The 23649-nt window shown below is 54.2% G+C and carries 19 protein-coding genes and 2 tRNA genes; 12 read left to right on the plus strand and 9 right to left on the minus strand.

The window, feature by feature from the left end; translation table 11 throughout:
- Positions 1 to 8 precede the first annotated feature (8 nt).
- The 3 genes from ACZRMS_RS02165 to gabD all read right to left on the minus strand — a co-directional run bounded on the left by ACZRMS_RS02165 (position 9) and on the right by gabD (position 4272).
- Positions 9 to 1223 carry an HDOD domain-containing protein gene (locus ACZRMS_RS02165; RefSeq protein ID WP_463993911.1) on the minus strand — a complete coding sequence of 405 codons (1215 nt, stop codon included), beginning with the start codon at positions 1221 to 1223 and terminating at the stop codon, positions 9 to 11.
- Between the two features lie 145 nt (positions 1224 to 1368).
- Positions 1369 to 2652: a 4-aminobutyrate--2-oxoglutarate transaminase gene (gene gabT / locus ACZRMS_RS02170; protein WP_463993912.1), complete on the minus strand. Its 1284-nt coding sequence runs from the start codon at positions 2650 to 2652 to the stop codon at positions 1369 to 1371.
- A 177-nt stretch (positions 2653 to 2829) separates the two neighbouring features.
- Positions 2830 to 4272, minus strand: a complete 1443-nt coding sequence (gene gabD / locus ACZRMS_RS02175; protein ID WP_463993913.1) for an NADP-dependent succinate-semialdehyde dehydrogenase — start codon at positions 4270 to 4272, stop codon at positions 2830 to 2832.
- Between the two features lie 348 nt (positions 4273 to 4620).
- On the opposite strand from gabD, the gene ACZRMS_RS02180 reads away from it, so the two are divergent.
- The 3 genes from ACZRMS_RS02180 (at position 4621) to ACZRMS_RS02190 (ending at position 6992) form a co-directional block, all read left to right on the plus strand.
- Positions 4621 to 4697: transfer RNA gene (locus tag ACZRMS_RS02180), tRNA-Arg, on the plus strand.
- The gene (locus ACZRMS_RS02185) at positions 4670 to 5884 is read left to right on the plus strand and encodes a site-specific integrase (RefSeq protein WP_463993914.1); all 1215 of its coding nucleotides are present in this window, start codon (positions 4670 to 4672) and stop codon (positions 5882 to 5884) included. The genes ACZRMS_RS02180 and ACZRMS_RS02185 overlap by 28 nt, the downstream gene beginning before the upstream one ends.
- Before the next feature lie 289 nt (positions 5885 to 6173).
- Positions 6174 to 6992: a S1 family peptidase gene (locus ACZRMS_RS02190; protein WP_463993915.1), complete on the plus strand. Its 819-nt coding sequence runs from the start codon at positions 6174 to 6176 to the stop codon at positions 6990 to 6992.
- Between the two features lie 237 nt (positions 6993 to 7229).
- Here ACZRMS_RS02190 and ACZRMS_RS02195 read toward each other — a convergent pair whose 3' ends face one another.
- Positions 7230 to 7358 (minus strand): hypothetical protein, encoded by a 129-nt coding sequence (locus ACZRMS_RS02195; protein WP_272880781.1) that lies wholly within the window; start codon positions 7356 to 7358, stop codon positions 7230 to 7232.
- Between the two features lie 1000 nt (positions 7359 to 8358).
- Between ACZRMS_RS02195 and ACZRMS_RS02200 the strand changes: the two genes are divergently transcribed.
- Positions 8359 to 9141 (plus strand): hypothetical protein, encoded by a 783-nt coding sequence (locus tag ACZRMS_RS02200; RefSeq protein WP_463993916.1) that lies wholly within the window; start codon positions 8359 to 8361, stop codon positions 9139 to 9141.
- Positions 9142 to 9798: 657 nt separating this feature from the next.
- On the opposite strand, the gene ACZRMS_RS02205 is transcribed toward ACZRMS_RS02200, so the two are convergent.
- The gene (locus ACZRMS_RS02205) at positions 9799 to 10374 is read right to left on the minus strand and encodes a hypothetical protein (RefSeq protein WP_463854058.1); all 576 of its coding nucleotides are present in this window, start codon (positions 10372 to 10374) and stop codon (positions 9799 to 9801) included.
- 198 nt (positions 10375 to 10572) lie between these two features.
- On the opposite strand from ACZRMS_RS02205, the gene ACZRMS_RS02210 reads away from it, so the two are divergent.
- Positions 10573 to 10833 (plus strand): hypothetical protein, encoded by a 261-nt coding sequence (locus ACZRMS_RS02210; protein ID WP_463854059.1) that lies wholly within the window; start codon positions 10573 to 10575, stop codon positions 10831 to 10833.
- 902 nt (positions 10834 to 11735) lie between these two features.
- Here ACZRMS_RS02210 and ACZRMS_RS02215 read toward each other — a convergent pair.
- Both ACZRMS_RS02215 and ACZRMS_RS02220 read right to left on the minus strand, forming a co-directional pair.
- Positions 11736 to 12044 carry a hypothetical protein gene (locus ACZRMS_RS02215; RefSeq protein WP_463854060.1) on the minus strand — a complete coding sequence of 103 codons (309 nt, stop codon included), beginning with the start codon at positions 12042 to 12044 and terminating at the stop codon, positions 11736 to 11738.
- A gap of 279 nt (positions 12045 to 12323) precedes the next feature.
- Positions 12324 to 12863 carry a hypothetical protein gene (locus ACZRMS_RS02220; protein ID WP_463993917.1) on the minus strand — a complete coding sequence of 180 codons (540 nt, stop codon included), beginning with the start codon at positions 12861 to 12863 and terminating at the stop codon, positions 12324 to 12326.
- Between the two features lie 100 nt (positions 12864 to 12963).
- On the opposite strand from ACZRMS_RS02220, the gene ACZRMS_RS02225 reads away from it, so the two are divergent.
- The 7 genes from ACZRMS_RS02225 to ACZRMS_RS02255 all read left to right on the plus strand — a co-directional run bounded on the left by ACZRMS_RS02225 (position 12964) and on the right by ACZRMS_RS02255 (position 21313).
- Complete coding sequence (locus tag ACZRMS_RS02225; protein WP_463993918.1) at positions 12964 to 13224, plus strand: helix-turn-helix domain-containing protein; 261 nt, start codon at positions 12964 to 12966, stop codon at positions 13222 to 13224.
- Between the two features lie 220 nt (positions 13225 to 13444).
- Positions 13445 to 14989 (plus strand): type I restriction-modification system subunit M, encoded by a 1545-nt coding sequence (locus tag ACZRMS_RS02230; protein ID WP_463993919.1) that lies wholly within the window; start codon positions 13445 to 13447, stop codon positions 14987 to 14989.
- Positions 14986 to 16140 (plus strand): restriction endonuclease subunit S, encoded by a 1155-nt coding sequence (locus tag ACZRMS_RS02235; RefSeq protein ID WP_463993920.1) that lies wholly within the window; start codon positions 14986 to 14988, stop codon positions 16138 to 16140. Before ACZRMS_RS02230 ends, ACZRMS_RS02235 begins: the two co-directional genes overlap by 4 nt.
- On the plus strand, positions 16140 to 16814 hold the full coding sequence (locus ACZRMS_RS02240) for an abortive infection family protein (protein ID WP_463993921.1): 675 nt from the start codon (positions 16140 to 16142) through the stop codon (positions 16812 to 16814). The genes ACZRMS_RS02235 and ACZRMS_RS02240 overlap by 1 nt, the downstream gene beginning before the upstream one ends.
- A gap of 153 nt (positions 16815 to 16967) precedes the next feature.
- Entirely contained in the window at positions 16968 to 20180 is a 3213-nt protein-coding gene (locus tag ACZRMS_RS02245; RefSeq protein WP_463993922.1) for a type I restriction endonuclease subunit R, read from the plus strand.
- Positions 20181 to 20638: 458 nt separating this feature from the next.
- Positions 20639 to 20729 (plus strand) — tRNA-Ser (locus tag ACZRMS_RS02250).
- A gap of 167 nt (positions 20730 to 20896) precedes the next feature.
- The gene (locus ACZRMS_RS02255) at positions 20897 to 21313 is read left to right on the plus strand and encodes a VOC family protein (RefSeq protein ID WP_463993923.1); all 417 of its coding nucleotides are present in this window, start codon (positions 20897 to 20899) and stop codon (positions 21311 to 21313) included.
- 58 nt (positions 21314 to 21371) lie between these two features.
- On the opposite strand, the gene ACZRMS_RS02260 is transcribed toward ACZRMS_RS02255, so the two are convergent.
- Positions 21372 to 22853, minus strand: coding sequence for a YdgA family protein (locus tag ACZRMS_RS02260; protein ID WP_463993924.1), 1482 nt, complete (start codon positions 22851 to 22853; stop codon positions 21372 to 21374).
- Between the two features lie 130 nt (positions 22854 to 22983).
- The gene (locus tag ACZRMS_RS02265; RefSeq protein WP_463993925.1) at positions 22984 to 23628 is read right to left on the minus strand and encodes an NADH:ubiquinone oxidoreductase subunit N; all 645 of its coding nucleotides are present in this window, start codon (positions 23626 to 23628) and stop codon (positions 22984 to 22986) included.
- Between the last annotated feature and the right edge of the window lie 21 nt (positions 23629 to 23649).

Raw genomic sequence — 23649 nt, forward strand, 5'->3', positions numbered from 1 at the left:
AGACGCTGTCATACCGTCTTGAGCAACCGCGACAACTCTGACACCCCGACCCTCAACAACCGTGCCGTTTTGCTGCTGGCCAGCGCGTCTACGCCTTCTTCAGGTGCCAGGCCGGCCGCTTGTGCCGCCAGGTTCATGACCAGCGACTCCCGCGAATACACCCCGCCGCCCAAGTGGTAAATCGCCGCGATCAACTCACGCAACTCCAAAGGCAAGCGCCAGCGAGTGCGTAACGCCGAGCCGTAGGCGGCGCCAAATTCGACCAGTGACGCATCAATGGCCCGGGTATCCAGCTCACCACCGGCCTGCTGCCACTCCTGCAAGCAACGCAACACGGCCAGATCACCCAGTCGGTGCAGCAACCCGGCGCAATAACAGCGCTCTTGATCCAGATTCAGCATGCCCGCCAACGTGTGGCCATAGTCCGCCGCACGCAGCGACAACGCCCAGTAACGTTCGGCGCAATCTGCCAGGCAAGGATCGCTCAGCTGCGCACTGCGCTTGAGTGTCAGCCCAAGCACCAGATTCATGCCTTGGGCCGGCCCCAAGCGCTGCAACGCCTGTGCAAGGGTCTGGGCCGGGCTGACGCCGTGTTGGGCCGCGCTGTTGGCCGCAGCAATCAGTACTGCCGTGATTTGCGGATCGGTACGCACGGCCTGCTCAAACAGTGCGAGGTCAAGCCCGTCAGGGCCGAGGCTGCCTTTGAGCGCCGATTGCGCATCCACCAATAGCGGCGCGCCATCTGAAGATGCACGGTGCTGCTCCAGAAAACGCGCAAGGGTCGTACCGGGCGCCAGTGCCGGTACATCACACGACACCTCTTGCCCTGCATCGAGCAACAGCACTTTGAGGCGTTTAGTCAGGCCTTCAATGTCCAGCGGAGTCGTCAGGTAAGCCGTCGGCGCCAAAGGCAAGGCTTCGCGCACACTGGCGCTGTCACTGCGCTCGCTGAGCAGAATAAATGGCAGCGCCGGAACGGCACGGCGCTGGCGCACCGTGCGCAACAGGTCCAGGCCACCTATGCCGGGCAAGTCCCGGTCGGCAATCACCAGGCCATAAGGTTTTTTACCCAGCAGCGCGAACGCCTGCTGGCCGTCGCCACAGACATCCAGCTGAGCGTCGCAACGTACAGTCAGCACGACTTGCTTGAGCAAGTCCCGAGTCCAGGGATCAGCCTCGGCAATCAATACATTCGGTACCGCTTTTAAATCTACAACCGTCATCCAGTGTGCTCCCCGCGCAATGCCTGCACCTTAGTCAAAGGCCGTACGCGGATACAGGAAAAAACACTCAAACAAATGCATCAGGCACAAAAAAACCGCCGAAGCGGTTTTTTCGCATATCAGCTCACACCCTCAAGGGCGTGGCTCAAGCCAGTTCAGCGAAGCACTCTTCGATGATGGCCAGGCCTTTGTCCAGTTGCTCGTCCGGCGAGGTCAACGGAACCAGCACGCGCAGTACGTTGCCGTAAGTGCCGCACGACAACAGGATCAAACCTTTATCACGTGCCTTGGCAACCACTTGGGCTACTGCAGCGGCGTTAGGTTTGTGCGAGTCGCCGCCTTCGAACAGCTCGACCGCAATCATCGCGCCCAGGGCACGTACGTCACCGATAACCGGGTACTTGGCCTGGATGGCCTTGAGGCCAGTGACCAGACGCTCGCCCACTTGCTTGCAGCGATCCAGCAAGTGCTCTTCTTCAAACACCTCAAGCACTGCCAGCGCAGCCGCACAAGCAATCGGGCTGCCGGCATAGGTGCCACCCAGGCCGCCTGGAGCAATGGCGTCCATGTACTCGGCCTTGCCGCACACACCGGCCAGCGGAAAGCCGCCAGCGATGGATTTAGCGAAGGTGGTCAGGTCGGCAGTCACGCCCATCTGTTCCATGGCAAAGAAAGTACCGGTACGGCCTGCGCCGGTCTGTACTTCGTCCGCGATCAGCAAGATGCCGTGCTTGTCACACAGTTCGCGCAGGCGGGCCATAAAGGCCTTCGGCGCCACGTAGAAACCGCCCTCGCCCTGTACCGGCTCGATGATGATTGCCGCAATGTCTTTAGGCTCGGCGTCGTTCTTGAAGATGCGCTCAATGCTGGCGATGGAATCGTCAGCCGTGATGCCATGCAGTTCGCACGGGAACAGGGCGCGGAAGATGCCGCCTGGCATCAGGCCCATGCCTGCCGAGTACGGAACGACTTTACCGGTCAGCCCCAGGGTCATCATGGTGCGACCATGGTAGGCGCCGGTGAAAGCGATCACGCCAGCACGGCCGGTGGCCGCTCGGGCGATTTTCACGGCGTTTTCAACGGCTTCGGAACCGGTGGTGACCAGCAGGGTTTTCTTATCGAAATTGCCTGGCACCTTGGCGTTGATCTTTTCGCACAGCTCAACGTAAGGCTCGTAAGCCAGAACCTGAAAGCAGGTGTGGGTCAGCTTGGTCAGTTGCTCTTGCACGGCGGCAATGATTTTCGGGTGCAGGTGACCGGTGTTCAGTACCGCGATACCGCCCGCGAAGTCGATAAATTCACGACCTTCCACGTCGGTTACGGTGGCGTTCTTCGCCGATTCGGCAAAGATCGGGTGAATCTGGCCAACACCGCGCGGGACAGCAGCTTCACGGCGTTTCATCAGGGATGCGTTGGTCTTGTTGCTCATGGTGTTCCTCATTCGCCGCTCATCAAGCGGCGTGGTTCAAGGCTGACGCGCCGGGAAGACAACAGGCCAGCATGCGATGATCGACTGGCATGGCGCTCCCGGCCACAAAAATTAACAGTTTGAAACGCAGGTGGAGCATCGCTCTCGTGCCCCCTCTGCTTGAACCACCCGCCGGGTTTAGATGCCCAGGCAGAGATATTTGATTTCCAGGTAGTCTTCAATGCCGTACTTGGAGCCTTCACGGCCCAGGCCCGAAGCCTTGATGCCACCAAACGGCGCAACTTCGTTGGAGATCAGGCCGGTGTTGACGCCCACCATGCCGTATTCCAGAGCTTCAGCCACGCGGAATACACGGCTCAGGTCACGGGCATAGAAGTACGACGCCAGGCCGAACTCGGTGTCGTTGGCCATTGCGATCACTTCAGCTTCGTCTTTGAAGCGGAACAGCGGCGCCAGCGGGCCGAAGGTTTCTTCCTTCGCCACAGCAGCGTTTTTCGGTACGTTTACCAGAATGGTCGGCTCGAAGAAGCTGCCTTCCAGGCTGTTGCCGCCGGTAAGCAGGGTCGCGCCTTTGCTCACTGCGTCAGCGATGTGCTCCTTGACCTTGGCTACGGCCTTGTCGTCGATCAGGGGGCCTGTGGTGGTGCCTTCGTCCAGACCGTTACCGATCTTCAGCTTGGCCACGGCCACCTTCAGTTTTTCGGCAAACGCGTCGTACACCGAATCCTGAATGTACAGGCGGTTGGCACAGACGCAGGTCTGGCCGTTGTTGCGGAATTTGGAAATGATCGCGCCTTCGACGGCCTTATCGAGGTCCGCGTCGTCGAACACGATGAACGGAGCATTGCCGCCCAGTTCCAGCGACACTTTCTTGATGTCTTTGGCGCATTCGGCCATCAGCTGACGACCAATTTCGGTCGAGCCGGTGAAGGACAGTTTACGCACGATCGGGTTGCTGGTGAGCTCGCCGCCGATATCGCCAGCGCTGCCGGTCACAACGCTCAGAACGCCTTTAGGGATGCCGGCACGGTGCGCCAGCTCAACCAGGGCCAGGGCCGAGAACGGGGTTTGCGAAGCGGGCTTGATCACCATGGTGCAGCCAGCAGCCAGTGCCGGGCCCGCTTTACGGGTGATCATGGCGGCCGGGAAGTTCCACGGGGTGATTGCAGCGGTCACGCCGATCGGTTGCTTGATCACGATCAGGCGCTTGTCTGGCTGGTGGCCCGGGATCACGTCGCCATAAATGCGCTTGGCTTCTTCAGCGAACCACTCGATGAACGAGGCCGCGTAAACGATTTCGCCCTTGGCTTCGGCCAGCGGCTTGCCTTGTTCGAGGGTCATCAGGCGGCCGAGGTCGTCCTGGTTTTCGATCAACAGCTCAAACCAGCGACGCAGCTTGTTGGCACGCTCTTTGGCAGTCAGGGCACGCCAGGCCGGCAATGCATTGTCCGCGGCCTCAATGGCGCGACGGGTTTCAGCGGCGCCCATTTTTGGCACCGTGCCAATGATTTCACCGGTAGCAGGGTTGTTGACCTTGATCGTCTGACCACCGTCCGCATCGACCCAAGCACCATCGATATAGGCTTGTTGGCGGAACAATTGTGCGTCTTTGAGCTGCATGTTGGCTTTCCTTAACAGCACCGCGCAGGCGCGGAGCGAATTATTGATAGTAGAAAGGCGCCATGGAAGGCTGCCGTCAGGAAGTCATTCACTGCCAAAGTATCTAGAAAACGCACAAAGAGTTAGCCGTGCGGTTTAGCACTCAGACAAGAGCGTTTGAAATCTCAAACGAATCCTAGGGTCAAAGGGGGTAAAGGACAATAGCCTGTTCGAAAAAAAGAACAAGACGCTATGTTTTACCACTTTCTCACCCGGCCCCCATTAATAGCCCATAACGCGCCGGGAAACACCTGACGAATCAGCAGCATGGACGGGCGACACTCAGATGAGTATTATGGCGCCCGCGTCGCACCAGTAGCTCAGCTGGATAGAGTACTGCCCTCCGAAGGCAGTGGTCGTGGGTTCGAATCCCGCCTGGTGCACCATCTTCTTTCCCTTGTATGACAAGGGGATAGCGCTCCTGACAGAAACCTGTCCTAGTCCTGAAAGTCGTTTTTGCCACAAATTTGCCACACTTAAAGTGGCAGGAATGGTCGAAATGGCAACAATCAGGAATCGCGGCGAGTATCAGTGGGAAGCGCAAATTCGCCGTAAGGGCTATCCAGCCCAGCGCAAAACCTTCGAAACCAAATCCGATGCCCAAGCCTGGGCACGCATGATCGAAAGCGAAATCGACCGGGGCATCTTTGTCTCTCGGGTCGAGGCCGAACGCACCGCCTTTCATCAACTCATCGATCGCTACATCTCCGAGATTGCTCCGAAGCACAAAGGCGCGTATTCGGAAATCAAACGCCTGGAAGCCCTTAAGCGTCATCCGTTAGCGACACGTATCGTTGCCACCCTCACCTCTTCAGATTTTGCACGCTACCGTGACGAGCGGCTGAAGATCCGCAAGGGCAATACGGTGAAGCGTGAACTCGCATTGTTTCAGTGCGTGATTGAGGTCGCTCGCCGTGAGTGGGGAATTCATCTGGCAGAGAATCCAGTCAGGATGGTCAGCCGCCCTAGCTACAACGACGAACGCTCGCGACGGCTTGACCCAATTGAAGAGCAATACATGCTCGGCGCGTTAGAGCTTCGTGAGCGACGTGCTGATGGGACCTACGCCGATGCATCACACAATCCATGGATACGGCCCATCGTCCAACTGGCGATTGAGACAGCGATGCGCCGTGGCGAGATTTTCGAGCTGCGCTGGAAGCATGTGAACCTGGATCGTAGAACCGCGCACCTACCAGCGACGAAGAACGGACTACCCAGAACCGTCCCGCTTTCCCCGAGGGCCATCCAGCTTCTGAAGGACTTGCCGCGCTCACTCTGCGGTCGAGTCTTCCCCACAACTGCCGATGCACTCAAGAAGGCCTTTGTACGAGGTCTGGAGCGTGCGAGGTTGAAATACTTGGCAGATTGCGAGGTGGCGCAGGTAACGCCACAGGAAGACTTCCTAATCAATCTACGCTTTCACGACCTGCGGCATGAGGCGACCTGTCGGCTTGCGACCAAGCTGCCGAATCTGATCGAGCTAGCCAGCGTGACGGGACATAGGGAGGTGAACATGCTGAAGCGTTACTACAACATCACCGCCGAGGAGCTCGCAGCAAAGCTAGCTTGATCGAACCACACCCGTCGGTGGTTAACTCCACAGACGGGCCATCATTTGCACTCGACTTGGCCAATCGTTTGCATCGGACTTGACCAGTACAGTTGAGGACCTCGGTCGGTAGAAGTAGAACCCAATGGTGTCATTGGCCAACGGCAGAAATCGGTCAAAAGAAGAAGACGTTCAGGCGGGACTTTAAGTAGAAGCAACTCATGTTTATGAGATTGGGATGTTTTATGATGCATCAGAAAATCTTGGAAACAGCCCAATGAAAGGCAAGCTAAATCAAGGGTAAGTCAGCATGTACAATAAGATATATGAGAACATAAAGAGCAGCTGTGGCTATGTTACTGTGGTCCTAGACGGCGAAACAATAAGTCAGGGAACATGCTTTGCCTATACGCACGATGGAGAGGTAATCACTGCGGCACATGTTGTAACTGGGCGAATGCCAATACGTTTAGAAGACTACACGGATCCAAATGCGAAAATTTTCGTAAAATTTCCAGGTCGCCCAGTGATAGAGTATTTCGTGCACTTTTGTTCCGTGGGCATTAATGTCGATGCATTTTCTGAGACCATACAGCTCGACATTGCAGCCCTTGCTCCTAAAGAGAAGCAATCTGGCGTCTTTAACTATCTCCCAACCAGCCTCACGCCTCCCCAATTGGGTGAAAAGGTTTTTCTATCCGGCTTTTCCGACGACCTATCGCTGCCATTTAACCTAAATAGAATAGCCAACAAAGACTTTCCGGGAATGCAGGAGTTTCTTAGTGCGATGCAATCCGGATACATTGCTGACATGATGGGCCCCATGACAAAATGCGCCATCGTCGGAAACCATGTACGAATTCATGCAAGTAACTCAGAACAGAATATTTCTGCCGATTTTAGTTTGTTCTATATGGATAATGGAGTTAATAGTGGCGCGAGTGGTGGGCCAATAGTCAATGAGGCTGGAGAGGCTATAGGGGTTATTTCCCAGCGCGCGGTAACAAGTGCGAGCCAGTCGTCGGATACCAGTTTAAAGGTGCCTGCGGGAGCGACGATTGGCTTGTCCCTAGAGCCAATGGAAACAGTTCGTCAGATTAAACTGCGACAAGCTTTAACTAAAAAGTGACAACTTTTGATCGGTTGCCGCCTTTCGCCACAGGCAGCTACCGGCCAGAAGTGGTCACTCAGCTTCTTTGCGAAACAAGGGCAGCTCAGTCTACTGTAGAGTTGAAAAAAACTGTACGCAGCGAACCTGGAGTGTCTCTAGGGAAGCTAGGGCAACTCAACTCTCAGGCTATGTGTTTATCGGCTACAACCTCCAACGACAGAAGCTACCATTACAGTAGCTTCTGCCAGCGACAAGCTATTTTTTTGAAGACTTACTAGGTTTCAAGTCAGGATTATTACCTGGCGTGTCTTTATTGTCACGACGACGCTTGTCTACTTCACCGGTTGTTTTAGCAATAGGTTTCGGTCCTGGTTTAAGCGCCATAAGATCCCCTTCATATTGAAGTTAATGTTGGTTGTTGCAGAATGGTGTTATTGCCATTGGCAGGCGCTTTCAAGATGCGTGAGATAGTTAATTTTAGCCATGTAAGAAATGTAACTATATATTACAGTATCTAATAATTATTTACTGGCAGCCAAGTTGTTGGTTTGCATCCATTGGTGCGGCGTTGCAAGTGCAACAGCACTTCCAGAGTAATTGCTAGCTCTGGCGCTCTTCTACCCATTTTCCATTTCATGAGGCATATAGCAGCAGGCGCAGGCGGTGGTCAGTTCCAGGGCGGTTAGTCCGTGGCACTGGTAGGTCAGCGACCTCTGGCCCGGTCGTTGTGGTGGCCACCCAAGATTGAGTGCTCGCTTCTGGCCCTTAACCGATAGCCACGAAGGACTGCTTTGGGTCGATTTCTGCCGGTCATCGCTACAAATCAAGTTGTACAAACTGGATGCATATGACCAGCTGCCGGATGCGAAAAGGTGATCAAGTAAAGGGCAATTACGTAGGTCTGAACGGTCGTTTTCCAAAGCAGGCTACGGCCCCGCTCCCGCCCTCACAAGCCATCTGTTAAAAAGAGGTCCTAGCTGTTGACCGCTCAACTGGGGAAATCTATGTCAAACAGATCAATCGAGCGATACCTCTATGCCAGTAGATTACGAAACCATCCAAAAAATACAGAAGCTTGGCGACGACGTCCTGATCGGCGTGCCTGAAGTTGCTGCATTGACGGGATTCAGCGTGCTTACGGTCCGTCAGCGTAAGTTGCCAGGGCTTGAGCCTGTACCAGGTCTATCAAGGCTGCGATGGAGGCTAGGTGACTTAAGAGCGTGGATGCGCACCGGCAATACCGAAAGCCCTCCTCGCCCCGCCATGACAAATGCTTCACCGACACCAAAACCCACAGGGAGGCCAACCAAGAAAGCGCAGGTGGAGGCCCGACAATGATCGTCCCTTACGTGATACCCGTACGTTTGCACCAGGAGCCGTAAGCATGGGTAGACAACGAACCATCAGGGATCAGAATTTTTGGCGCTCCCCGCGCCTGCTGAATTGCACCACTGAAGATAAAGTGGCGTTGCTGCACCTTCTAACTGCTCCTGACAGCAATATCACGGGCGTATACCCACTTGTGCCCCGCATTGCAGGTGCTGAGATTGGCTGGACGGCAGAGCAATGGTTACAGGTCATTCATCGACTACAAGATGAAGGCTTGGCTAGATATGATCACGCCAAATACGTCGTTTGGGTACGTATCTGGTGGGATCACCACACCGCTACTCAGGTGACCGGGCCAAAGCTGAGAGCGAGAGCGCTCGAAGAAATCCGCCGCATTCCTAGCGAGTGGCTTGACGATTTCTTGCGCGACTTTAAAGAAAGACTGACGGTTGATCAGCAACGCTGGATCAATGAGTCCCTCCGTCCGCGCTCAAACCCAGGTTTGGAAGAGATATCGATACCCCACGTATGCGGTATCGATACCGTATCGGACGAAGTTCGGCTTAACACTAAACCTCAACCTAAACTATTAACTGAAACCCAAACGTCGCATCTTGCTTCCAATAAGCTGGATATGTCCGGAATCCCCACAGAACATCAGACGGATGTTCACAGAGCGCTTGTGAAGGCGAAAACCACGGGAAAGCTTCGAAATGGAGCTCAGCTTGTCGTCACTGCTATGGCAGAAAGGTATCGATCTGCATCAGCTAAACCGCAGGACGCCATGGCCCTAACCATGTATCTGGCTGAACATTTGAATAGACCCGATTCACTGTGAGCAGCAGGTATGGGGTCATGGCAGAAGTCAGTCCAATTCGAAAGGAAGAATGCTATGGCGGGTCGAAGCCGTGCAGCCATTGATCGAATAACCGTACAAGCCCGGATATGGGGATGGGATATGTCGTGGTCCTTTTGCATGGCCACGCATGCCGATACCAGGCGAATAGGTGACCATTAATCAGAGCATGCTTCCATGAAGCTGCACGGCTCTATCCGATACCCCGAAGCATTCAAATATCCAGCATTGGAATGCTACCTATACGTTGACCCGCTACTCTTAGACGGAAAGGCAGCACCTCACTGCATCGGCTCAATGCAGGCGTCTGGCAAGAGACTGGTTGCGTATGTAGCTATTCACAACGAGCGATTCAACAGTCTAGTGGTCGCTGCAAATCGTCTCGTTGCCCTGGAGATCAATGCAGAGCCGTTGAGGTACCGAAAGGCAAGGATCATGGGTATCCACCTCAGCACAGAGCTGGAGCCGGATTGGTAATGGCATTAGCTTAATCGCGACAGCTATCCTAAATGTAAGTCATGGCGCGATGAAGCGACTTGATGGCTTGCTACCAAGCTGCTGAATTTGATCGAGCTTGCCAGTATCACCGGGCATGGCGAGGTAAGCATGTTGAAGCGCTGGTGGCCAGCTGGCCAGAGGCTAATCAGTTATATCTAATCCCAGAGAGCGTACGAGCTCCCTGACTTCATCGTATCTTCGAATAGAGGTGACTGCTTTTATCTCTAGCTCCAAGTCCTTGAGTGCGAGGTTTTTATAAAAGCGCGTGACCATTTCTTCTCTACGTATTTCAGTCGCTGAAACAAGGCGCTTACGCTCGTTCAAAAGCTCGCGCGCACTGATTTGAGCAACCTCGCAGAGCTGGGCTTTCGATATCAAATCGCAGCACGTCCACGTGCTAACCCACTTCTGTTCCAGCGCCCAGAAGACCAGCCGTTGAAACGTCCACCATGTCATCCGGGCATGCCCGCTGATGTACCGCCGCAACGTCCTAGCCTCGACAGCAAGCTCTAATTTCGATATGGCCTCTTCAAGCTGAATTTTCGGCAACCGTGATTTCCGCAAAATGCCAGTGAACAAATAGCTCACTAAATTTAGGGGCACTCGCACAGCAAAATTTTTCCGCCCGCTTGCAAAATGGGCATGGAGCTCCCGAGCCACAAGCTCGAATGCCTCATACTCTTCAATACCCAGGGTCTCTGCTTCTGTTTTTTGCATGCGGCCATTCTTAAGCTAACAGCAGCGTCTGTCAAAAGCGTGTCCTAGATCGCGGGATGCCTCCCAGATAACACTCGATGCAGTCCACAGCAGCCGAGTGACAGTCACGATGAGCATCGATTACGAAAGCTTTCAAAAAATTCAGAAACTCGCACATGACGTACTGATTATGATAACGGCCAGCAGGAGGTCTCAAAGATGATCCAACCATCAGATGCTCATCGACTGGAAATCGCTCAGGACGTCTTGGGCTGCTTAATAGCGCTCCGTTCCGAGTCGATATTCTACGAGCGGAAGAAAGCTCAGCCGAATGTTGAAATTATCAGCCTGTGGAAGGCCGAGCGAAACAGCCTCTTCGATCTGGCACGCAGTTTGAACTGCAAAGATCGGGATACCATCGAAAATGTCATCGCAACCTATGGCCCCTCTGCCAGAGCTCTGTTTGATTCAGGAAAGTAGTCTTAGCACCTGGCCCTGCGCTCCCGCTTTACGTGAGGTGCGTATCAGTTAGCACGCTCCGCTTTGACTGCCGTGCGTTAAGCCATCCGAGATGCCTCCTTCAATCTAAATCGGACGGCGTGGAGCCTCCGATAGATTTTGACTCGGGAATGAGCTCAGGTATCAGCTTAAGCTCACCCGCATAGACCATGAGGGTTCCGCACCTGGTAAACGGCTTACCCCCGTTCATCGCTTCTACGGGTTTCCGTCGCAATACTAGCGACCACATTTTCTTCATCAGACTTTCACTCATAGCGTTTACTCCAGATGTAGATGACGCGCCCAAATTCGCTTACCGCAGTGCCTCCTTCAGCATCACCAAACCTACCTTCCGCTGTGCTGCCGAATATTTTCTCTTGTTACCCGAGCGATGCAGGAACAGTCACCAACGACGAGTACGCGCACTTCAAAATACTGACACCAGCGCAACCAACGCCCTGCTTAGCCCAGCGTCGTAATGCGATGTTTTTTGAAAGTTACCGCGCTCACTTCGAAAAATATCCTAATGATCCATTCTGTTACGCAGATCTCATCTGAATCTCGTGTTTTTCGAGTCCTTGGACGATCCCCCCCGCGCCTTCTCCAAAGATGCTTTTATTCATCGAAGGCTAAGAAATTCAACACCAACGTACAGACAACTCCCTGTCACCAACATCGTCTACAAAGGTTGCAACCATTTGAGGGATTAGCACTGGGACAGGGTAGGGTTTGTGCTACCGCCATGAATGGCGTGCGCACAACCGGCAACGCTTCAGTCGTTTCACTCCTTTGCTTTGCCTACCGTCCCTGCTCAGGGCAAGCCCCGAGACCCCAGTGCGGCAAATTGCCGGAGAATTTTGGTACAGCCGGCTGCTGATGATGGCTCACAACTCGGTAGAGATGCCCCACAGCGCAAGAACCTCATGCTCCGCCAGCCCCTGCCCCCGCTGCGCCAATCCGAGGGGCGAAATGAGCGCCTCATGCTCGACGATTTGCTGTTCAAGCAACCGCCCTAAAAGCAGCCGCTCTCCCTGCGCTTCGAGTGCGCGAAGCTGCTCCGGAGAGTTAAACGCCCAGCGGTCAAGAATCTGCCAGCCGCATGCATGATATGAAGTGGATCGGCGGACAGACTCGATGGTCGTAGCCGCCAGGACGCCGGACGCGATTCTCAATGGCATTTGGTCAATGAGCATGTGCAGGCTCCCTTTTTTGTAGGCAGTTGATCATTCGCGTGTTCTGCGCAATAGAAGAGGATCTGAAACCACCTTTGCGTCTTAGCTCTCGAATGTGAGCGAGCGAAAACCCGAGAGCGGATAGGACAGCAACATCGTCAGAAGCCAGCGCTTGATTGGCCCGCCGCATGATGGCGTTAGCTAGCTTCAGTTGAGAGATATCTACCTGCCAAACACTGCCTGCATTTACGTCGGTCATCGAGCTACTCCGAATGGGTAAGTGAAGGATCTATCAGCCGGTTAAGTGCTGAAGATTGCATACAGCCGCGCCTCCGTATTGGCCACGTCGGCCGTTTTAAGCGCGAGGCTGAACGTCGGAATAGCCAAATCGCTGGTCAACAACTCCAATCGATGGTTGCTCTTGCCGGCTGGAAGGATGCGCCAGGACCGAATCTCATCCAAACGGAAGAGATGACCTTCCTGACCTACGGGGTAGGCCAGCAACCTTTTCGATTGCAGATCGACACCAACATAGGCGTCATTGATCTTCGCGAACACCTCGATCTCAGGACGGAACCCTTCAGCCTGATAGCCAGCGACCATTCTCCTCAGCTTTTCGGTATAGCGTTGGTTGACTCGGGAAAACAGCCATCCGCCCCCGACGAAGTAGAAAACCAAGGCCCAGAACAGCCAACGAATTGCCGGGTCTTCGCTACTGGTCAAACCAAGAAAGAATGGCAAGTTGAAGCCAGAAAAAACTACCACTACGAGCAAGAGCGCACCGACCGGTAGGCACCCGACAGCCCATGCCACGCGAAACAACTCCCAGACCAGTCTCATACAGCCTCCTAAACCAACCAAACACAGATAAAATAACTGAAATTCAGATATCCCAAAAGCAGATATAGCGTGATCAGCCGAACCTTGCCCGGACACGGCGATGACAAAGGCTATTTATCGACACGAGCATGTGGTCTTTTTGCAGGTGCTGAAGCGCATGAGGGTTGAATCAGGCATGACCCAGACACAGTGCTCTACTGCGCTGGGGAGGCCGCAATCGTTCATGAGTGATGTGGAACGAGGAGTGAGACGGTTGGACACGGTTCAGCTTCGTGATTTGTGTCTCGTCCTAAAAACTGATCTGGTAAATTTCACGCTGGCTTACGAGCAAGCGCTGATCGAAGGTATGCTTCGTGACTAATTAGTGTGCTGCGAAGGGGCGGATTCACAAATCAGCACCCGGCCCTGCGTGGGTCATCATTATCGTGCATCACCAAGGCTTCTGCGGTGACCGAGACCAGAGGCCTGGATAGAGATTTGCAGCACCATTTGCCCAACATGCTCGCACTACCGAGTGATGAATCTCTCGTTAAAAGATACCGATTTGATCCTCTATTTTCGCAACTGGATAAAGAACCATAATGGCTACGCCCAAAGCAGTTAAACCAAGCAAAGAAGAACCATTGGAAAAGCAGCTCTGGAAAGCCGCCGACAAGCTGCGCAAGAACATCGACGCCGCCGAGTACAAGCATGTGGTGCTCGGCTTGATTTTCCTTAAGTACATCTCTGATTCGTTCGAAGATATGTATACCCGGCTTAGAGCCGGAGAAGGTGAGTACGCGGGAGCGGACCCAGAGGACAAGGACGAGTATAAGGCTGAGAACGTGTTTTTCGTGCCGCTCGAAGCCCGCTGGTTCTATTTGCTGAGCATGGCCCGGCAGCCTGATATCGGCCGACATGTGGATGCCGCCATGGATGCCATCGAAAAGGAAAACCCCTCGCTCAAGGGCGTTCTGCCAAAGGTTTTCGCCAGGCAGAATCTTGACCCTGCCAGCCTCGGCGGGCTTATCGATCTGGTCGGCAATATCGCTCTTGGCGATGCCAAGAGCCGCAGCGCTGACGTGCTTGGCCATGTGTTCGAATACTTTCTCGGTGAGTTCGCCCTGGCCGAAGGCAAACAGGGCGGCCAGTTCTATACCCCGCGCTCCATCGTAGAATTGCTGGTGACGATGCTCGAACCGTACAAGGGCCGCGTTTTCGACCCCTGCTGCGGTTCCGGCGGCATGTTCGTGCAATCGGAAAAATTCGTCGAAGAACACCAGGGCCGGGTTAACGATATCTCCATCTACGGCCAGGAAAGCAACCAGACCACCTGGCGGCTGGCGCGGATGAACCTGGCCATTCGCGGCATCGACTCCTCCCAGGTGAAGTGGAACAACGAAGGCTCCTTCCTTAATGATGCCCATAAAGATCTGAAGGCCGACTTTATTATTGCCAACCCGCCGTTCAACGTCAGCGACTGGAGCGGCGAGCTACTACGCGGCGATGGCCGCTGGCAGTACGGCACCCCACCAGTGAGTAACGCCAACTTCGCCTGGCTGCAACATTTCGCCCACCACCTGGCACCCAACGGCCGCGCCGGTGTGGTGCTGGCTAAGGGCGCGCTGACCAGCAAGAGCAGCGGCGAAGGTGATATTCGCAAGGCGCTGATTGCCGATGGCAACCTGATCGACTGCATCGTCAACCTGCCGGCCAAGCTGTTTTTAAACACCCAGATTCCCGCGGCGCTGTGGTTTATGAATCGCGCACGCAGCAACGGGCACCCGCGCAAAGGCGAAATCCTGTTTATAGACGCGCGCAACCTCGGCCATCTGATCAACCGCCGCACCAAGGAGCTCAGCGCCGAGGATATCCAGCGAATCACCGACACCTACCACGCATGGCGCATCGGCGAAGATGGATATCAGGACATAAAGGGCTTCTGCGCCTCAGTGCCGCTGGACCGTGTGGCCGAGCTGGAGTATTTGTTAACACCCGGTCGCTATGTTGGCTTACCGGAAGAGGACGACAACTTTAACTTTGCCGAGCGCTTTTCTGTGTTAACAGAGGAGTTTGAGGTCCAGCTGCTCGAAGAAGCGAAGCTTAATCAGGCTATTATTGAGAGCTTGGCGAGAGTGCAGCTATGAGTGAGTGGCGCGAATACATTATGGAAGATGTTATCGATAGATTTATTGACTATCGCGGAAAAACACCAACTAAAACGAATTCTGGAATCCCCCTGGTCACTGCAAAAATAGTGAAGTCCGGAAAGATTTTACCACCTAATGAGTTTATTGCCGCTGAAGACTATGACTCGTGGATGACTCGCGGCTTGCCTGAGGTTGATGATGTGGTATTAACAACCGAGGCGCCATTGGGGGAGGTCGCCTTAATCAAAAATAAAAACGTTGCGCTAGCTCAGCGTATCATTACGCTGAGGGGCAAGAAGGAATACATTTTCAACCCATTTTTAAAATACTACTTTCAAAACGATACGGGACAACATGAGCTTCAATCAAGGGCGTCAGGAACTACTGTTTCGGGCATAAAGGCGTCTGTGCTAAAGAAAATGCCTATTAATATTCCAGGCGTAGAGGCGCAAAAAGCTATAGCTGCAGTGCTCATCAGCCTTGACGACAAAATAGACTTACTGAGCCGCCAGATTAAAACTCTTGAAACCATGGCCTACACACTGTTCCGTCAGTGGTTTTTGGAAGATGCTGGAGATAGCTGGACAGAAAGACCTTTGAGCAAAACTGCCAGATTCTTGAACGGACTGGCCTGCCAAAAATATCCGCCAGAAAATGACCTTGAAAAGCTACCCGTATTAAAAATCAGAGAGCTTAGTAGTGGCATCTCTGAGGCTTCGGATTGGGCGACAAACCAGGTTAAACCTGATTATATAATTGAAGCTGGTGATGTGATTTTTGCGTGGTCGGCCTCCCTGATGGTCAAGGTCTGGGACGGTGAGCGCTGCGTATTGAACCAGCACCTTTTCAAGGTAACCTCTGACGAGTTTCCGAAATGGTTCTATCTGCTGTGGTGTAAACACCATCTCGCCGAATTCATCTCTATCTCGTCCAGCCATGCGACGACCATGGGCCATATCAAACGCGGCGATCTTGATGCCGCCATGGTATTGGTACCGCCTCCTAGAGAGCTTGAGGTCATGTCAAAGCAAATGGAACCATTGCTCGACAAGCAAATAGCCAATGCCAAACAAATTGATAGCCTGGAAAAGCTTCGCGACAACCTACTGCCAAAACTTATGAGTGGCGAAGTGAGAGTGTCTTACTGATGGAAAAACTTAGGGCCACACTCGCACAATATAACCGCTGGCAGACGCTTGAGATTTATATTGAGCGGATGGAGGGGCACCTTGAAACAGATTTCAGTATCTCCGTTGAAAACGCCAAAGCTTTGCTGGAAAGTATCGGCAAGGAAATCTGCGACTCGAAAGGCGTAATCCTCGGAAATAAACCAACTATCAATGCGGTATTGAAGAAGGCATTTGTAGCCCTTGGCTATACCGCAGAAGAGCTGGTAACCCAGATGTCTGGATCACTGGCTACTATCGGCCAATTGATTGGCAATCTGAGAAATGAAATAAGCCCGACTTCTCACGGCAAGTCGCTTGAAGATTTAAAAAACAGGAATAACAAAGTCGATTTACTCACCAGAGAGTTCTTAATTGGCAGTACGCTTATCGTGGCTGTTTTTCTCATTCGGGCTTTTGAAGAACGCGAGGGGATGCTCACCATCGCAGGTGACAGCGAGAATCACGAGGTCTTCGATTACAAGGCTAACGAGAATTTCAATAACTTCTGGGATGACAATTTTGGGGATTTCGCAATGGGTGAGTACGCCTACCCTGCGAGTGAAATTTTATTCAATATGGAGCTTGAGGCCTATCAAATGGAGTGCAAGGCATTCTTGGAATCCGAAGATGATATTGCTGAGGGTGGGGCATAATTCAATTAGAAAAACTCGCTATGAATAGCCTCTGAATTGGCTTAGCCGCCCTCACCCTGCTAGCCGGGGAGTCGGCCCCCAGGCAGAGGACACCTTGATCCGCCTTATCATGAACATGCTGGCGGCACCAGAAAATCCATAGAGAAATCCATTGTGGCCACACTCACCGAATCCGCTATCGAAACCTTCGCCATCAGGCTGTTCGAGCGCCTGGGTTATCATACAATTCACGCCCCCGATAGCGCGCCGGACAGTGAGTACCCCGAGCGGAGCGACTATGCCGACGTGTTGCTACTTGGGCGATTGGAACAAGCATCTCGGCGCATCAATGCCAAGCTGCCGGCGGATGTCATCCAGGCCGCGTTGAAAGAGGTGCAGCGCGTGCAGTCCCCCGAGCTGTTGGCGAATAATGAGGCGTTTCACCGCTTGGTGACCGAAGGGGTACCGGCCACCCTGCACAAGGATGGTGACGAGCGCGGCGAGCGGGTCTGGCTAATCGACTTTGCCCACCCGGAAAACAATGAATTCGTAGTCGCTAGCCAGTTCACCATCATTGAGAACAACCAGACCAAACGGCCGGATTTGATACTGTTCGTGAACGGTCTGCCTCTGGTGGTGATCGAGCTGAAAAACGCCGCTGCGGAAAACGCCACGCTAAAAAGTGCTTACCAGCAGATCAATACCTACAAAGAAACTATTCCTAGCCTGTTCGCCAGCAATGCCTTCGTAGTGATCTCAGATGGCCTGGAAGCCAAGGCCGGTTCGCTCTCGGCGGGGTTGTCACGCTTTATGGCGTGGAAGAGTGCCGACGGCAAGGCCGAGGCGTCGCACCTAGTCAGCCAGTTGGAAACCCTAATCGTCGGCATGCTGAACAAAGCCACGCTGCTGGACTTGCTACGCCACTTTATCGTGTTCGAAAAGGCTAGGAAGGAAGACCCGAAAACAGGCCAGATAACCATCAGCACGATGAAGAAGCTGGCGGCTTATCACCAGTATTACGCAGTTAATGCGGCAATAGTCTCCACCCTGCGGGCAGTGGATATGGGTGCAGGCCTGATTAAGCGGGAGAACCCCGCCAGCTATGGCTTGCCCAGCGTGAACAAGCAACCCAGAGGAGATAAGAAGGCGGGCGTGGTGTGGCACACTCAAGGATCGGGCAAATCGCTTTCCATGGTGTTCTATACCGGCAAGATCGTATTGCTGCTGGATAACCCGACCATTCTGGTGATCACCGACCGCAACGACCTGGACGATCAGTTGTTCGACACCTTTGCCGCCTCCAAGCAGCTGTTGCGCCAGGAGCCGGTGCAGGCCAAGGATCGCAACGAACTCAAAGCACTGCTCAAGGTGGCGTCCGGCGGGGTGGTGTTCTCCACTATCCAGAAATTTCAGCCCGAAGAGGGGAACATCTACGAGGAGCTTTCCGAACGCCGCAATATAGTGGTGATCGCCGATGAAGCGCATCGCACCCAGTACGGCTTTGCGGCCAAGACGGTGGATGAGAAAAGCGTCGACGGAACCTTGATCGGCAAGAAGGTGGTCTACGGTTTCGCCAAGTACTTGCGCGACGCCCTGCCCAACGCGACCTACCTGGGTTTTACCGGCACACCAATTGAGAAGACCGACGTCAATACGCCCGCCGTGTTCGGCAACTACGTGGATATTTACGACATTGCCCAAGCTGTGGAAGACGGTGCCACGGTGCGCATTTTTTACGAGAGCCGTTTGGCCAAAGTGGCGCTAAACGAAGACGGAAAAAAGCTGATCGCTGAACTGGACGAAGAGCTAGATCAGGACGAACTGAGCGAGACGCAGAAGGCCAAGGCTAAGTGGACGCGGATGGAAGCGCTAATCGGCAGCGAGCAACGTATCAGGAATATTGCTAGCGACATCGTTGCCCACTTCGATGCCCGCCAGGAGGTCTTTGCCGGTAAGGCCATGGTGGTAAGCATGTCGCGGCGCATTGCTGCCGAGCTGTACAGCCAGATAGTCAAACTGCGTCCGCAGTGGCACTCGGATGATTTAAGCAAAGGCGCGATCAAGGTGGTAATGACCGCCTCGTCGAGCGATGGTCCGCTGTTAGCCAAGCACCACACAAGCAAAGAACAACGCAAAATGCTAGCTGAGCGCATGAAGGACGATTCCGACCCGCTGAAGTTAGTGATCGTGCGTGATATGTGGCTGACGGGTTTCGACGCGCCCAGCATGCACACTCTATATATCGATAAACCCATGAAGGGACATAATTTGATGCAGGCAATTGCCCGCGTGAATCGCGTGCATCAGGACAAACCAGGGGGGTTAGTGGTGGACTATCTCGGCATTGCCTCCGACCTGAAAGAAGCGCTGTCCTTTTATTCCGATGCCGGCGGCAAGGGCGACCCGACGCTGGCGCAGGAGCAAGCGGTGGCGTTGATGTTGGAGAAGATCGAGGTGATCACGGCGATGTATCACGGGTTTGCCTATGAAGATTTCTTCGAGGCCGATACTGCACAAAAGTTATCGCTGATCCTGGCGGCAGAAGAACACATCCTCGGGCTGGAGGATGGGCGCAATCGCTATATCAAAGAAGTCTCCACGCTGTCGCAAGCCTTTGCCATTGCGGTGCCACACGAGCAGGCACTAGACGCCAAGGACGAAGTGGGGTTTTTCCAGGCGGTTAAAGCCCGTCTGGTCAAGTTCGATGGCGGCACTGGTGACGGCCGCAGCGATGAAGACATCGAAACCACCATCCGCCAGGTAATCGACAAAGCTCTGGTGTCGGAACAAGTGATCGACGTGTTCGACGCGGCGGGTATCAAAAAACCGGATATTTCTATTCTCTCCGACGAATTTCTGGCAGAGCTGAAGGACCACAAGCACAAGAACGTGGCGCTTGAGGTATTGAAGAAGCTGCTCAACGACGAGCTGAGAGCCAGGGCCCGAAAGAATCTGGTGCAGAGTAAGAGTCTGATGGAAATGCTGGAAAACGCCATCAAGAAGTACCACAACAAAATCCTCACCGCTGCCGAGGTGATGGACGCGTTGATCAAGATCAGCAAGGAAATCGTTGCCTCGGACGACGAAGCCAAAAACATGGGGCTGACGGATTTCGAATATGCCTTCTATAGCGCTGTGGCCAACAATGACAGTGCCCGCGAGTTGATGGCGCAAGACAAGTTGCGTGAGCTGGCCGTGGTACTGACCTTGCGCGTGCGGGAAAACGCCTCCATCGACTGGACCATCAAGGAGAACGTCAAAGCCAAGCTGAAAGTGATTGTGAAACGCACTCTGCGCCAGTTCGGCTATCCGCCAGATATGCAATTGCTCGCGACGGAAACCGTGTTGAAGCAGGCAGAAATTATTGCGAAGGATTTAACTCACTGATTTTTTTAAATTGATCTTGAATGCCACAAATTTGCCACATTCGCCCCGCTAACCGGGGCGAAAACCCGCCATCCCCAGCTAACACAACCCATTGATTCCCCAGCTAATCTCCGCTAACGTATTGATTCTAAACGTCGACTTTTAGGACTCCGAAGGCAGTGGTCGTGGGTTCGAATCCCGCCTGGTGCACCATTTTCTTTCCCTTGTCCAAAGGGGATAGCGTTCCCGCCCCGGGAACCCGTGATCCAAAGCAATAATCCATCAAAACCTTCTTGTCTCTCCCCGAGTACCCGGTGAGCAGCTGCATGCCTGTGTTTGGGGCTTTGCTCACCACCAGGCGTTCGAATCTTGCAGGCGTCCAAGCCGTGCACTCACGGGCTTCGATACCCTGAATGCGGGTCAGGTTAAATTTTTATGGGCAACTGACGAAAGGCTGGTTACTATAGCCGGCGTTTTGCGGAGAGCTGGCCGAGTGGCCGAAGGCGCTCCCCTGCTAAGGGAGTACACCTCAAAAGGGTGTCGGGGGTTCGAATCCCCCGTTCTCCGCCATATTTTGCGCAGTACAGTGCTTCACACGGTCCATAAATGCGTTCCCTTGTTCAAGGGAACAGCGTCCCCCCCCCTTTCAAAATAATCCCGACGTGCGTTTGCGCGTGGTTTTGTCGTGCCTGCAGAACACTGGCTACAGTCCATCTTCCTGTTACGGAGGACAACCTATGTTCAGCCATATCCAGATCGGGGCACGGGACGTGCCTGCAATGACTTTGTTTTACGACACCGTGCTGACTACGCTGGGCCTGGTGCGTCTTGCCCACGAAGATATAGACAACAGCCCTGCAGGAGCCGGGTGGCAACGGCCGGGGCACTATTGGCCGCAGTTTTATATTCAATTACCGATCAATGGGTTGGCCGCGACGTGGGGCAATGGGGTGCAGGTCAGTTTTGGCGCGCATTCGATTGAGCAGGTGGATGCGGCGTGGGAGGCAGCCATGCGAATGGGGGGGACCGATGAGGGACCGCCCGGCAAACGCCCGCAGTATGGCGACGACTATTACGGCGCGTATTGCCGCGATCCCGAAGGGAACAAGTTGTGTTTTGTGTTTGCGAAGACGTTGGTGCCAGAGCTGACGTGACTCGCAAGGGCCGCGCCGGCGCGTGGGAGCGGGCAACCCCGCTCCCCCGAAAGAGCCCCTACTGCGCGGCTACACCGCCAAAGCGGGTTGTCATTGCGTTGATAAAATCTTCCAGGCTCATTTTCTGGCCATTGAGATCCACCTCGCCCGCCGCATACTTCAGCGTCGCCAGGATGTTGTTGCCATCCACTTTTGCCAAACCGGTTTGTACCGCCATGACGCCGGCCATTTCACTGTTTGCGCTGGCCATTTTGGCAATCGCTTGCGGGTCTGTTTGACCGACCAGCTGTGCCTGAACCGCAGACAAGTCGGCAATCATGGGTTTGGACAACTGCAATTTGGCGTCCAGTGCGGTCACCATTTGCTTGGTGACTTCAATAGGCGCCAGCTCAAACGAGACAGGTTGCGCCAGGCTCATGGCCGCGTTGAACTGGCTTTCGCCATTGGCGGTTTTAAGCGTCAGCTTTTCCAGCGCCAGTTGCGGTCTGGCCGCCAGCAGCTTTTCAACATCGACCTGCATCCGGGCCTGCTCCTCTGCCGTCAGGGGGGTTTGCGGCAAAGTACCGTCGACTTGAGGCTGGTACTTGCTCTGGTAAGTCTGCAGCAGCGACTGCATGGCCGGAATATCCAGGCTGCTGGCGGTCATGACCATCTGGGCGCTGCCCACTGGCTTGCCGTCCAGGGTGATGTCACCCACGTTGTAGGTCAGTCGCCCGGACAGCAGGCTGCCGTTGGCAGATGCCGAGCCGGTGTATTCGAAGTTCTTGACGCCAAGCACCGACTGACGCACGCCAAAGGTCAGCTGGCCTTCGCTCAATACCAGTACGTTCTGCCCGAGATAGAAGCCATAGGTGCTTTTGTTAAGGTCGCTGGCCAGGGTCAGGCCATTGAGCTCGATCACTGCCGGCGGTTTATCAAGTGAGGCCGCATGGATCTTGAGGTGGTCCATGTAACCTTTGGCCTTGATGTTCTTTGCTTCGGCGTCGGTCTGGGCCTCCATGGTCAAACCCGAGAAGCTGATGCTGGACTTGTCGTCCATGCTGGCCTCAAACGCCAGCAACTCCATATGAGCATCAACCGAGCGGTCGTAGCCCAGGGTTACCTGGCCTTTGAGCGGAGCCTGATCTTTGGTGGCGGCAAACCACTTTTCGGTGAACTGGTTTTTTTCCAGCGCATAGTTGCTGACCGCCATGACCGGCAGCCACTTGAAGGTCTTGATGCGCGACCACGGCAACGGACCATGCTCAATGTTATCGACAAACAGCAGCTCCACCGGCGGGGCGTCCGGCCCTGAGGTCTGATCCTGAATGTTCAGGCGATAGTGCGCGGTGCTGCTGTAAAGGTGGCGTTCCACAGAAACCAGTTCGATTGAGCCCTGAGTGGTGGTGCCTTTGAGCTGAGACGCCAACTCCAGGTTGGCTTGTTGAATCGAGGTCTGCAAAACACTCTCGATTTTGCCACCGGTGTACCACGCACCGGCGGTATTCAGTGCCCCTGCAACTACAACAATCCCTACCAGTACGCCTAATGGTTTATTCATCAATTGACCCGTTCAATTTCCGTTGTGTTGAAAGTAAAAGCGGTCTTCGCCAAGCCCGTCATGGGCCGAAAAGTGGCAGCAGGTTAACACTGGCAACTGGGCAGACGCTGCTCCCGAGTGCCGCCAAAGCTTATGCCGGCTGGGCGTAACGCTGGTCTATTTCGTCGAGCAGGTGGTCGAAACTTTTGAGGCTTGCGCTCCAGGTGTACACCAGCACTTCCAGGTCGTGATCAATACATGTCTCTCCGACAGAATTGAAGGATACGTCTGAGTAATCTAGCTGATAACGCTCGCGAGCCATTGCTGCCGCGACATCCGATAGCTCACGCGCGTTGTCGAGCCACCGGCGATCTTCAGATGGCAGGGCCTTGTCGAGTTTCAGGCATTGGGTTTTCAAGGCATCCAGGCTCTTTTCCAGCGGAGTGCCGGTAAGCTCGCCCATGAACTCCTGGAAAGTACGGCCCGGCTGCCAGTAACTGCCCCAGAAATAGCGGTCGAATACCGTCTCGACCCGGCGCAGCGCGACCTTGGTGTCCCAGATCAGGACACGGGTCTGGCCCTGGTCGATCTGACGTTTTTTGATTTGCCGGGTTTGCACCAGGGCACAGGCCACAACCACGATAGCCAGCACCGCGATCAGGGCGCTGGCGCTATCGAGAAAGATCATCGCTTTGTCGATTTGATGCGCCAGCATGATGCCGTAGAAGTACGTCGCAGAGAGCAGCACCAGTGCCGCCACTGCACACCAGAAACCGGGAGCATAAGGATTTTTCATTAGTATCCCCATCAGGCATGG

The organism is Pseudomonas sp. B424 (assembly GCF_055408345.1).

Bases quoted from the DNA above. Each gene is read 5' to 3' on its own strand.
- gabT (WP_463993912.1), bottom strand. From the start codon at position 2,652: ATGAGCAACAAGACCAACGCATCCCTGATGAAACGCCGTGAAGCTGCT.
- ACZRMS_RS02200 (WP_463993916.1), top strand. From the start codon at position 8,359: ATGGGTAGACAACGAACCATCAGGGATCAGAATTTTTGGCGCTCCCCG.
- ACZRMS_RS02190 (WP_463993915.1), top strand. From the start codon at position 6,174: ATGTACAATAAGATATATGAGAACATAAAGAGCAGCTGTGGCTATGTT.
- ACZRMS_RS02205 (WP_463854058.1), bottom strand. From the start codon at position 10,374: ATGCAAAAAACAGAAGCAGAGACCCTGGGTATTGAAGAGTATGAGGCA.
- gabD (WP_463993913.1), bottom strand. From the start codon at position 4,272: ATGCAGCTCAAAGACGCACAATTGTTCCGCCAACAAGCCTATATCGAT.
- ACZRMS_RS02165 (WP_463993911.1), bottom strand. From the start codon at position 1,223: ATGACGGTTGTAGATTTAAAAGCGGTACCGAATGTATTGATTGCCGAG.
- ACZRMS_RS02210 (WP_463854059.1), top strand. From the start codon at position 10,573: ATGATCCAACCATCAGATGCTCATCGACTGGAAATCGCTCAGGACGTC.
- ACZRMS_RS02230 (WP_463993919.1), top strand. From the start codon at position 13,445: ATGGCTACGCCCAAAGCAGTTAAACCAAGCAAAGAAGAACCATTGGAA.
- ACZRMS_RS02220 (WP_463993917.1), bottom strand. From the start codon at position 12,863: ATGAGACTGGTCTGGGAGTTGTTTCGCGTGGCATGGGCTGTCGGGTGC.
- ACZRMS_RS02260 (WP_463993924.1), bottom strand. From the start codon at position 22,853: ATGAATAAACCATTAGGCGTACTGGTAGGGATTGTTGTAGTTGCAGGG.
- ACZRMS_RS02240 (WP_463993921.1), top strand. From the start codon at position 16,140: ATGGAAAAACTTAGGGCCACACTCGCACAATATAACCGCTGGCAGACG.
- ACZRMS_RS02265 (WP_463993925.1), bottom strand. From the start codon at position 23,628: ATGAAAAATCCTTATGCTCCCGGTTTCTGGTGTGCAGTGGCGGCACTG.
- ACZRMS_RS02255 (WP_463993923.1), top strand. From the start codon at position 20,897: ATGTTCAGCCATATCCAGATCGGGGCACGGGACGTGCCTGCAATGACT.
- ACZRMS_RS02195 (WP_272880781.1), bottom strand. From the start codon at position 7,358: ATGGCGCTTAAACCAGGACCGAAACCTATTGCTAAAACAACCGGTGAA.
- ACZRMS_RS02225 (WP_463993918.1), top strand. From the start codon at position 12,964: ATGACAAAGGCTATTTATCGACACGAGCATGTGGTCTTTTTGCAGGTG.
- ACZRMS_RS02215 (WP_463854060.1), bottom strand. From the start codon at position 12,044: ATGCTCATTGACCAAATGCCATTGAGAATCGCGTCCGGCGTCCTGGCG.
- ACZRMS_RS02235 (WP_463993920.1), top strand. From the start codon at position 14,986: ATGAGTGAGTGGCGCGAATACATTATGGAAGATGTTATCGATAGATTT.